The organism is uncultured Microbacterium sp. (assembly GCF_963521695.1).
In the GTDB taxonomy this organism is placed as follows: domain Bacteria; phylum Actinomycetota; class Actinomycetes; order Actinomycetales; family Microbacteriaceae; genus Microbacterium.
Window position 1 is genome coordinate 1 of sequence record NZ_CAUQWC010000128.1, and the last position, 9,624, is coordinate 9,624.

General features: G+C 71.7%; 9 protein-coding genes. 3 read left to right on the forward strand and 6 right to left on the reverse strand.

The features are described from left to right. Nucleotides 1-67: 67 nt before the first annotated feature. On the reverse strand, nucleotides 68-784 hold the full coding sequence (locus tag RWP81_RS10445) for a Type 1 glutamine amidotransferase-like domain-containing protein (RefSeq protein WP_314455843.1): 717 nt from the start codon (nucleotides 782-784) through the stop codon (nucleotides 68-70). A 39-nt stretch (nucleotides 785-823) separates the two neighbouring features. Between RWP81_RS10445 and RWP81_RS10450 the strand changes: the two genes are divergently transcribed. After that, a complete protein-coding gene (locus tag RWP81_RS10450) occupies nucleotides 824-1,240 on the forward strand; it encodes a hypothetical protein (protein WP_314455844.1) in 417 nt (138 codons plus the stop codon). 123 nt (nucleotides 1,241-1,363) lie between these two features. On the opposite strand, the gene RWP81_RS10455 is transcribed toward RWP81_RS10450, so the two are convergent. From RWP81_RS10455 to RWP81_RS10475, 5 genes are all read right to left on the reverse strand, one after another. After that, nucleotides 1,364-2,542, reverse strand: coding sequence for a thiolase family protein (locus tag RWP81_RS10455; RefSeq protein WP_314455846.1), 1,179 nt, complete (start codon nucleotides 2,540-2,542; stop codon nucleotides 1,364-1,366). After that, the gene (locus tag RWP81_RS10460) at nucleotides 2,542-3,849 is read right to left on the reverse strand and encodes a citrate/2-methylcitrate synthase (RefSeq protein ID WP_314455848.1); all 1,308 of its coding nucleotides are present in this window, start codon (nucleotides 3,847-3,849) and stop codon (nucleotides 2,542-2,544) included. The genes RWP81_RS10455 and RWP81_RS10460 overlap by 1 nt, the downstream gene beginning before the upstream one ends. 153 nt (nucleotides 3,850-4,002) lie before the next feature. Beyond that, nucleotides 4,003-4,902, reverse strand: coding sequence for a methylisocitrate lyase (gene prpB, locus RWP81_RS10465; RefSeq protein ID WP_314455850.1), 900 nt, complete (start codon nucleotides 4,900-4,902; stop codon nucleotides 4,003-4,005). A gap of 354 nt (nucleotides 4,903-5,256) precedes the next feature. Continuing rightward, on the reverse strand, nucleotides 5,257-6,783 hold the full coding sequence (locus RWP81_RS10470; RefSeq protein WP_314455851.1) for an MmgE/PrpD family protein: 1,527 nt from the start codon (nucleotides 6,781-6,783) through the stop codon (nucleotides 5,257-5,259). After that, nucleotides 6,780-7,409, reverse strand: coding sequence for a GntR family transcriptional regulator (locus tag RWP81_RS10475; RefSeq protein WP_314455853.1), 630 nt, complete (start codon nucleotides 7,407-7,409; stop codon nucleotides 6,780-6,782). Before RWP81_RS10475 ends, RWP81_RS10470 begins: the two co-directional genes overlap by 4 nt. Before the next feature lie 123 nt (nucleotides 7,410-7,532). On the opposite strand from RWP81_RS10475, the gene RWP81_RS10480 reads away from it, so the two are divergent. Next, nucleotides 7,533-8,438, forward strand: coding sequence for an ABC transporter ATP-binding protein (locus tag RWP81_RS10480; RefSeq protein WP_314455855.1), 906 nt, complete (start codon nucleotides 7,533-7,535; stop codon nucleotides 8,436-8,438). Continuing rightward, the coding region (locus RWP81_RS10485; protein ID WP_314455857.1) for a polyketide antibiotic transporter at nucleotides 8,435-9,624 on the forward strand (1,190 nt) is incomplete at its 3' end. The genes RWP81_RS10480 and RWP81_RS10485, both read left to right, overlap by 4 nt.

The window sequence follows — 9,624 nt, forward strand, 5'->3', positions numbered from 1 at the left end:
GGCACGTGGACCGGCCCTCACCCTCGCGGGTGGGGGCCGTTCCCGTTCCGCCGGGCCGCCGCCTGGGTCAGGACCGCCGTACGGTGACGCCGACCCCGGATGCCGCGGCCTCGACCCTCCACACCTGACCCGCGCCGCGCACGGTCACCGCGCCCTCGGCATCCACGATCAGCGCGGTGTGCTCGTCGATCGCGACGCCCTCGCCCACGAGCCCCGCGTCGACAGCGGCGACGAGGCGCGACAGCGTCCCCCACTGCGCCGCGTGCACGTCGACGGCGAAGGGCACGAGCCCGAGGCCGTCGCGCACCTCCACCTCGTCGAGTTCCTCCGCCGCGTCCTCCGACACCACGTCGACACCGCCGATGCGGTAGCCACCGACCACGGCTCGTTCTGCGGCGATCGCCGAGCCGGCGGAGAAGCCGGCGTAGGGCATCCCCCGCGTCACGCGCGTGCGAACGGCATCCCGTATCCCGGAGAACGACTCGAGGTAGGCCGGGGTCAGCCCGCCGCCCACGAAAACGGCGTCGGCGTCGATCACGGGCGAGGCGAACGTCTCCCCCTCGACGATCGCCTCGATGCGGACCTCCTCGGGCGCCGCGCCCGCGGCCTCCACGACGCCGCGGAATCGCGCGGCCGACGCGTCGTCGTCAGCCTCGAGCACGAGCAGCACCGCGATCGTCGGGGCACGTTCACCCGCCGCCGCCCGCGCTTCGCCCACGAAGGACCGCAACAGGTCGCCACATCGCGCGATGTCGCGCCCGCCGCCGAGAAGATGCACGCTCATCGGCTCAGTATCACCGACGCGGTGGATAGCCTGGGCGGCATGACCTCGCCGCGCAGCGCCGGACGATCCGCGTCGGCCACGAGCGGCTCACCGGGCCCGACGTTCTGGCTCTTCAGCGTCACCGGCGTCGTCGCCATGATCGCCGCATGGGTGTGGTTCGGGATGGCGTTCGAAGAAGAGATGAGCGAGCAGCCCAAGGCCGTCTCGGCGGGGACGACGATGGCCGGTCTCGGCGCCAGCCTCGGCATTCCGCCCCTCGTTCTCGCCCACGTGATCGGGCTGGGCCTGCTCGGGTTCACGGCGTTCCCCGGGCGGCGCCGCACCGGCCGCGTCTGGATCTGGGCGGTGGCGAGCGTCACGGTCGCGTCGATCATCGGCCTGCTCGTGGCTCAGTGGCTCTACGCCGGACGACTGTTCCTGATGGGCGCCGACGGCCAGTCGACCTTCGTGCCCTGACCCTGCCGGCGTCCGGCGGCGATCACACGCGCACAACGGCGGGCGCAGTGCGCGACACGCCGACGCCGTGGGACGGGGAGCGACGCGCCGTCGACGGCCCCCGCCGTTGTGCACAGCGGGGGCTCAGAACCGCCGCAGCAGCGCCGCCAGCGCCTGTCCCCCACCGATGCACATCGTCACGACCGCGTATTCGAGGTCGCGGCGGTGCAGGTCGAGCGCGGCGCGCACGGTCAGGATCGCGCCCGTCGCACCGACCGGGTGGCCCAACGCGATCGCTCCGCCGTACGGGTTGACCTTCTCGGGGTCGAGTCCGCCGTCGCGGATCACGGCGACCGCTTGAGCGGCGAACGCCTCGTTCAGCTCGATCACGTCGACATCGGCCGGGGTGAGTCCCGTCTGCTCCCACAGCCGCTGCAGCGCGAGGACGGGGGCGTACCCCATGATCTCGGGGTCGACGCCCGCGGTGGTCACGGCCTCGAGGGTCGCGAGCCCGGTCAGCCCGCGCTCGCGCACGTCGTCTTCGCGCATCAGCACGGTCGCGGCCGCGCCGTCGTTGATCCCCGACGAGTTGCCGGCGGTGACCGACCCGTCCTTCTCGAACGCCGGTCGCAGCCCCGCCAGCGCGTCGAGAGTCGTGCCGGGTCGCGGATGCTCGTCGACCGCGACCTCGACCGGCCGCTTACCGCCTGTGGTCACGGGCACGATCTCTTCCGCGAAGGCCGCGCGGGCGGCATCCGTCGCCGCCCTCCGCTGGCTCTCGACGGCGAAGGCGTCCTGCTCCGCGCGCGAGACGGAGTACCGGGATGCCACGACCTCGGCCGTCGTGCCCATGTGCCGGCCACTGAACGGGTCGGTGAGGATCGCGAGCGTGCCGTCGAGCAGCGTGCGGTCGCCGAGTCGACTGTTGCCGCGGGCGCCGTAATCGAGGAAGGGCGTGCGCGACATGCTCTCGTCGCCGCCGGCGACCGCGACGTCGATGCCTCCCCAGCGCAGCTCTTGCGCGGCCGACCAGATCGCCTGCAGACCGGAGCCGCAGAGCCGGTTGACGGTGAAGGCGGGAACACGCGTCGGCAGTCCCGCGGCGAGCGCGACGCGCCGGGCGTTGTAGGCGTCGGGGCCGTTCTGGGCGATGCAGCCCATGACGACCTCGTCGACGTCGTCCTTCGCGACACCCGCGCGGCGCAACGCCTCGGTCACGGCGACCGCCCCGAGTTCGAACGCGTCGACGCCCGACAGCGAGCCCCCGAACGACCCGATCGGCGTGCGGGCGCCCGCGACGATGACGATCCGCGGCTCGGACATCAGCCCGCCGCCTCTTCGGCTCGCTGCTGCGCCTCGACGTCAGCGGCATCCGGGACGTATCCCTCGACGTGCCGCTCGTCGGGTCCGACGTATTCCGACAGCGGACGGATGAGGGCGTTCGACGCCTGCTGCTCCCTGATGTGAGCCGTCCAGCCGGTCACCCGCGCCGCGACGAAGAGCGGCGTGAAGGTGAGGGTGTCGAAGCCCATCAGGTCGTACGCCGGGCCCGAGGGGTAGTCGAGGTTCGGGTAGATGCCCTTGCGCCCGACGAACTGCGATTCGAGCTCGTCGTAGAGCGCGGCGACGTCGGGGCGGTCGTAGTGCGCGACGAGGGTGTCGAGCGCGGCCTTCATCGTCGGTACGCGCGAGTCGCCGCGCTTGTACACGCGGTGGCCGAAGCCCATGATCTTGCGCTTCTCGGCGAGCGCTCGGTCGAGCCAGGGGCCGACGTTCTCGGCCGAGCCGATCTCGGTGAACACGTGCAGCACGGCCTCGTTGGCCCCGCCGTGCAGGGGGCCCTTCAGCGCCCCGATCGCACCGACCACCGCCGAGTACAGGTCGCTGAGCGTCGAGGCGATGACGCGGGCGGTGAAGGTCGAGGCGTTGAAGGAGTGCTCGGCGTAGAGGGTCATCGAGCGGTTGAACGCGTCGACGACGACGGGGTCGGGGGTGCCGCCGGACGCCGAGGCCCCTGTGCCCGCAGCCGAGGACCCTGAGCTGGTCGAAGGGTCCGGACCCGCCACGGCACCGGTGGCTTCGACAGGCTCAACCACCTCCGCGCTCGTGCAGATCCCCTCTCCGAACGTCATCCACAGGAAGTTCGCCGCGTAGTCGAGGTCGTCGCGGGGCTCGATGAGCTCCTCGCCGCGGCGGCGCCGCTGCCCGTAGGCGACGACGGCGGGGAGCTCCGCCCACAGGCGGATGCTGCGCTCCAGGTTCTCCTCGGGGGTGCCCACGGCATCCATGACGTTCGCGATACCCGCCGTCTCGCGCGCGCCGATCACGCTCACGGCGGTACGCACCTCGTCCATCGGGTGGGCCGCCGTCGGCAGCAGATCGATCGCGGCGCGGACGTCGTCGGTCAACGCCCGGCGCTGACGCTCGACCTGGCGCAGGGCGGCGAGCTGTGCGGCATCCGGAAGCTCTCCGTTCCACAACAGGTACGCCACCGCCTCGAAGGGCTGGGTGGCGGCGAGCTCCTGCACGGGGTACCCGCGGTACAGCAGGCTGTTGGTCTCGGGGTTCACCTTGCTGACGGCGGTCTCGTCGACCGTGACGCCGGCGAGGCCCTTCTTGATGTCGGTCATCGTCTCTCCCTTGAGTCGTTCGATGGTGATCTGGCGGCGTTGACGTCGAGCTTGTCCCACTTATTGCGGGTCAGCGGCCCTCCAACCGGCAAGAAGTGGGACAAGGACCGCGATAAGTGGGACATGGTTCGTCACGCACGCGCCGGCGGGGCCTCAGCGCTCGACGGTGAAGTCGAACACGTCGGCGTCGAAGCGCGTGTAGCCCTCGTAGTCGATGAGGTCGTACAGGTCGGCGCGGTGCTGCATCTCGCCGAGCTGGTCGCGCAGGTGACCCTCGGATGCCAGGGCGTCGAGGCCCCGGCCGGCCGCGCCCATCGTGAGCCGCAGCAGCGACACCGGCCAGATGACGAGGTTGACTCCGGCGTCCTGCAGCTGGGCGGTGGAGAACAGCTCGCTCTTGCCGAACTCGGTCATGTTCGCCAGGATCGGCACGTCCAGCGCGGTGCGCATCGCCTCGAACTCGCCCAGGTCGCGCATCGCCTCGGGGAAGATCGCGTCGGCGCCGGCGTCGACCAGGGCCTTCGCGCGGTCGATCGCGGCATCCAATCCCTCGACGGCACGCACGTCGGTGCGCGCCATGATGAGGAAGTCCGGATCCCGCCGGGCATCGACGGCGGCGCGGATGCGCTTGATCGCGGTGTCGGCATCCACCACGCTCTTGCCGTCGAGGTGACCGCAGCGCTTCGGGTTCACCTGGTCCTCGATGTGGGTGCCGGCAAGCCCCGCGTCCTCGAGCGTCTGGATCGTGCGGGCGACGTTCATCGGCTCACCGAACCCGGTGTCGGCGTCGATGATCGCCGGCAGTTCCGTCATGCGCGCGATCTGCTGGCCGCGGCCGGCGACCTCGGTGAGGGTCGTGAGGCCGATGTCGGGCAGGCCGAGGTCGGCCGAGATGACGGCGCCCGAGATGTAGACGCCGTCGAAGCCCTTGCGTTCGATGAGCCGGGCCGACAGCGGGTTGAAGGCTCCCGGCATCCGCACGAGTTCTCCGGATGCCAGTTTCTCGCGCAGCGCGCGGCGCTTCTGCTGCGGGGTGTTCTGGGCGTACAGCATCAGTTCACTCTTCTCTCCGCCGTGGCCACGTCTCGCCGTGCCGCGACATAACGCAGGAGTTTTCCGGTCACGGCCGCCGCGGGGAGCCGAAATTCTGTGAGGGTCGAGCCTCGGGCTGTCGAAACCTCCTGCGTTGTGCTCCCGTCACGACTGTCACAGGGCGCCAGGCGCATCCGAGGCGGCACCATCAGGCCCACACTCCCTGCGGGGCAGAACGCAGGAAGAAGACGGAGGGGGCCGGGGCGATGCGGAACATTCCGGCGTCAGCCGCTCGGATCTCCTGCGTTGTGTTCGCCGGCGACAGCTCGCGCACCGGCGGCTCCGGCTTCTCGGGAGCGCACCCGCCCCCACGCATCAGAACAGCCCCTTCGGCGCGGGAGCCAAGGCCAGCACGCCGGGCTTGGCCACGATCGAGAGCTGCATCACCTCGGCGGCGGTCAGCTCGGGCAGGCGCTGCACGAGCTCGAGGAAGCGCTCGATCTCCTCGGGCTGCAGCACGGGCTCGGCGAGGATGCGGAACTTGCGCACGTAGTCCTCACGGGCGAACGGGCGGGCGCCGAGCGGGTGGGCGTCGGCGACGGCGATCTCGTCCTCGACCGTCGTGCCGTCGGTCAGCGTGATGACCACGCGGCCGCCGAACGCCTTCTCGTTCGGGTCCTCCGAGTGGTAGCGGCGCGTCCACTCGGCATCCTCCGCCGTCGTGATCTTGTGCCACAGGGTCACCGTGTCGGAGCGGCCCGCGCGCTCGGGCGCGTACGAGTCGACGTGGTGCCACGCGCCGTCTTGCAGGGCGACCGCGAAGATGTACGGGATCGAGTGGTCGAGCGTCTCTCGCGAGGCCGTGGGGTCGTACTTCTGCGGGTCGTTCGCCCCCGAGCCGATCACGTAGTGCGTGTGGTGGCTGGTGTGAAGGACGATGGATGCCACGTTCGCGGGGTCGCGCAGGTCCGGGCGCTCCGTGCCGAGGCGGCGGGCGAGGTCGATCCAGGCCTGCGCCTGGTACTCGGCCGAGTGCTCCTTCGTGTACGAGTCGAGGATGCCGCGCTTGCTCTCGCCCTCGGCGGGAAGCGGCACGTCGTACGACGCATCGGGGCCGTCGAGCATCCACGCGATGACGCCGTCTTCGCCCTCGTAGATCGGCGACGGGCTGGTCTCTCCGCGCATCGCACGGTCGACGGCCTCGATCGCCATCTTGCCGGCGAAGGCGGGGGCGTGCGCCTTCCAGGTCGAGATCTCGCCCTTGCGCGACTGCCGCGTGGCCGTGGTCGTATGCAGGGCCTGACCGATGGCCTGGTAGATGGTCTCCTGGTCGAGGTCGAGAAGGGTGCCGATGCCCGCGGCCGCTGCGGGTCCCAGGTGGGCGACGTGGTCGATCTTGTGCGTGTGCAGCGAGATCGCTCGCACGAGGTCGATCTGGATCTCGTACGCCGTGGCCAGTGCCCGCACGAGCGCGGCGCCGTCGCGACCCGTGTGCTGGGCGACCGCGAGCACGGGCGGGATGTTGTCGCCCGGGTGCGAGTAGTCGGCCGCGAGGAACGTGTCGTGGTAATCGAGCTCGCGCACGGCGACGCCGTTGGCCCATGCCGCCCACTCGGGGCTCGTGCGCCGCTCGAGCAGGCAGCCGAAGACCGTGGCGCCGGGCCCGCCGATCGACACGGCGTGGTCGAGGGCCTGCTGGCGCGCCGCGCTGACCGGCGGGCGCGAGATCGACGCCGCGGCGACGGCGGCGTTGTCGATGAGGCGGTTGACGATCATGTCGACCACGTCGTCGTCGACGCTCACCGGGTCGACCGCGACCCGGGCGAGGGCCCAGGCGAGCTGGCCCTCGCGGGCGAGGTTCTCGTCGCTGCGGTGCACGCGCACGTGGTGGGTGATCGTCATGAGGGGTCCTCCGTGAGGGCTTCGAGGATGGTGGTGAGGGCGTTGTGCAGATGCACATGGGTGGCGTGGACGGCGAGTTCGGGGTCGCCGGCGCCGATCGCTCGCGCGATCAGTTCATGCTCCCCGGCGGATGCCGAGAGGCGAAGGGGGTTGAAGCGGGCCATGCGCCGCACCCGCACGAGGTGGGTGCGGACGCCGCGGAGCGCCGAGAAGAGGTAGGGGTTCTCGACCGCGGCGTCGATCGCGGCGTCGAAGCGGGCGATGAGGGCGTAGTAGGCGTCGGCATCCGCGAGGTCGACGGCGGCGAACTCGCGGGCGAGGTCGACGAAGACCCGCCGATCGCCGCGGCGGGCAGCCGATCGCGCCGCTTCGCTCTCGAGAGCCCGGCGCAGCTCGAACAACGCGCGGATGTCGTCGGCGTCGATCCCGGCGACGACCGTCACCCGCGCCGAGGCCTGGGCGACGAGGCCATCGGATGCCAAGCGGCGCAGGGCCTCGCGCAGCGGTGTGCGGCTGACGCCGAGGCGCGTCGCCTGCTCGACCTCGCCGAGGACGGTCCCGGGTGCCAGGGCGCCCGTCTGGATCTCGTCGAGGAGGGTCGCGTACGCACGTTCTCCTGCTCGCACCCCGCACCTCCTCGTCGTGTATACATTACGCCTGCTCAGCGACAGGGGAATCGGGAGCCATCCGCTCTCCGTATACATTGCTCCCCCTTGAAGGGGCCGCGCGGGCGGCGTAATGTCCGCGACATGAGTGGGGCGATCCGCACCGCGGGCCTGCGGAAGACCTACGGCCGCACAGTGGCATTGGACGACCTCGACCTCGAGGTCGGCGTCGGAGAGGTCCACGGCTTCCTCGGACCGAACGGCGCGGGCAAGTCCACGACCCTGCGCATTCTGCTCGGTCTTGCGCGGGCAGACGCGGGCACCGTGGAGGTGCTCGGCGCCGACCCCTGGCGCGACGGGCCGCGCCTGCCCCGCCGCCTCGCGTACGTACCGGGTGATGTGAATCTGTGGCCGAACCTCTCCGGCGGTGAGGCGATCGACCTGCTCGCCCGCCTGCGCGGGCACGGCGGGACGACGGCGTTCCAGCGCGAACGCGCGCGCCTGCTCGACGTGTTCGAGCTCGACCCGCGCAAGAAGGGCCGCTCCTACTCCAAGGGCAACCGGCAGAAGGTCGCGCTGGTCGCGGCATTCGCGTGTCCCGCCGCCCTCCTCGTGCTCGATGAGCCCACCAGCGGTCTCGACCCGCTCATGGAGGTCGTGTTCCAGCGCGAACTGCACCGCGTACGCGAGCACGGCACCACCGTGCTGCTGTCGAGCCACATCCTCTCCGAGGTCGAGCAGGTGTGCGACCGGGTCAGCATCATCCGCGCCGGAAAGGTCGTGGAGACCGGCACCCTCGACGATCTCCGCCACCTCACCCGCACGCAGATCTCCTTCGCCGACCCCGGCGCCGAGCTCTCCCTCCCATCCAGGTACGACATCGAGCGGCGCGACGGACGCGTACGGTTCACCGTCGACACCGCGGAGGTGGCATCCGTCCTCCCCGATCTCGGAGCCGCCCACGTCACGGGCCTGCGCATCGAGCCGGCGTCGCTCGAGGAACTGTTCCTCCGCCACTATGGCGAGCGCGTCGAGGACGAGCGGCGATGAACGGCCTCGGTCCGCTCCTGCGAGTGCGCCTGCGGCGGGACGCCGTACAGCTGACCATCTGGATCCTCGGCACCGTCGCCCTCGGCGCTGCCACCGTCGCGGGCGTGCGCGGCCAGTTCGCCGCGGCGACGGATCGGGAGGCGCTGCTGGCGACCGCCATCGCCAATCCCGTCATCCTGCTGTTCCGCGGCCTGCCGTCGGGCAGCGACGAGGGGGCATTCGCCTCGTTCCTCATCGCGCCGTTCCTCGCCCTGCTCGCCGCCCTCATGAGCACCTTTCTCGCCGTGCGTCACACCCGCGGCGACGAAGAGGCGGGCCGCGCCGAACTCGTCGCCGCCACTCCCGCCGGGCGCTCCGCCGCCCTCACCGCGACGATCGCGCACGGCATCCTGGCGAACATCGTGCTCGCCGCTCTCGTGGCGCTGACCTTCGTCGGCCTCGGCTTCGCGCCGGCGGGGAGTGCGCTGCTCGGCGCGTCGGCGGGGCTGACGGGTGTCGCATTCCTCTGCGTGGCCCTCGTGGCGGCCGAGATCGCGCGCACCGCGCGCGCGGCGAACGGCATCGGGGTCTGGACCGTGCTGCTGAGCTACCTCGCCTGCGGCGCGGGAAACGCCCTCGGCACGCCGAGCGACGACCTGCAGCGCATGCAGAGCGCGCCGCTGGCGTGGGCGTCGCCCTTCGGGTGGGCCGAGAACGTGCGCGCGTTCGACGCCGACGACCCGCGACCCCTGCTGCTGTCGGGTGCCCTCGCGGTCGCCTCCGCCGGCATCGCGGCGGTGCTGCATCGTTCGCGCGACCTCGGCGCCTCGCTTCTTCCCGCCCCGCGGGGCCCGGCGACGGCCGGACGGCTGCTCTCGGGGCCGGTCGGCCTGGCGTGGCGCGAGAGCCGAGGCGCCGTCACCGGATGGATCGTGGCGGGCCTGCTCGTCGGGTTGCTGTCGACGCGACTGTCGGCGGTGATCTCGCAGATCGGCGACTCGATCCCCTCCGTGCAGGCCCTGCTGCAGAGTCTCGCCGCGCAGGGTTCGCTCGCCCAGGGGGCGGTCGAGGTGTTCTTCACCCTCGCCGGGATCCTCGCCGCGTGCGCCGGCGTTCAGGCCGTCGTGCGCCTGCGCCAGGACGAGGCGGCGGGCCTGGCCGAACCGGTCCGCGCCGCGGGGGTCAGTCGGGTGCGCTGGCTGGGCGC

What these genes read in the sequence shown, in the direction of transcription:
- RWP81_RS10445 (WP_314455843.1), bottom strand. Translation starts at nt 784, where the DNA reads ATGAGCGTGCATCTTCTCGGCGGCGGGCGCGACATCGCGCGATGTGGC.
- RWP81_RS10450 (WP_314455844.1), top strand. Translation starts at nt 824, where the DNA reads ATGACCTCGCCGCGCAGCGCCGGACGATCCGCGTCGGCCACGAGCGGC.
- prpB (WP_314455850.1), bottom strand. Translation starts at nt 4,902, where the DNA reads ATGCTGTACGCCCAGAACACCCCGCAGCAGAAGCGCCGCGCGCTGCGC.
- RWP81_RS10470 (WP_314455851.1), bottom strand. Translation starts at nt 6,783, where the DNA reads ATGACGATCACCCACCACGTGCGCGTGCACCGCAGCGACGAGAACCTC.
- RWP81_RS10460 (WP_314455848.1), bottom strand. Translation starts at nt 3,849, where the DNA reads ATGACCGACATCAAGAAGGGCCTCGCCGGCGTCACGGTCGACGAGACC.
- RWP81_RS10455 (WP_314455846.1), bottom strand. Translation starts at nt 2,542, where the DNA reads ATGTCCGAGCCGCGGATCGTCATCGTCGCGGGCGCCCGCACGCCGATC.
- RWP81_RS10480 (WP_314455855.1), top strand. Translation starts at nt 7,533, where the DNA reads ATGAGTGGGGCGATCCGCACCGCGGGCCTGCGGAAGACCTACGGCCGC.